This is a genomic window from Paraburkholderia sp. SIMBA_030 (assembly GCF_046535245.1).
Lineage (GTDB): Bacteria > Pseudomonadota > Gammaproteobacteria > Burkholderiales > Burkholderiaceae > Paraburkholderia.
In genome coordinates, this window is record NZ_JAWRXB010001061.1 from 1 (window position 1) to 255 (window position 255).

Below are 255 nucleotides of genomic sequence, written 5' to 3' on the forward strand. Positions count from 1 at the left end.
TACTACGGCAACCTGGAAGAGTTCTACAAGCAACACTTCCTGGGTCTGGTTCACAACTGGGCAATCGGCCCGGGCGTGTTGAAGTCGGATTTCCGTTACTTCAACAGCTCTGACGACGGTGCCAACGGTCACGACCCGCTGTACTACACCACTGGCAACTACAACGCGCCAAACGGTAAAGGCAAGGTCGACAACAACCTGTACAGCGGCCTGTTCCTGTATTCGGTTGCCGGTCATACCTTCGGTGGCGGTTAC

Annotated in this window: 1 protein-coding gene; it reads left to right on the forward strand. The window is 55.3% G+C overall.

Translation table 11 applies throughout. The features are described from left to right. On the forward strand, positions 1-255 hold a 255-nt coding region (locus SB772_RS43270), incomplete at both ends, for an OprD family outer membrane porin (RefSeq protein ID WP_410838933.1).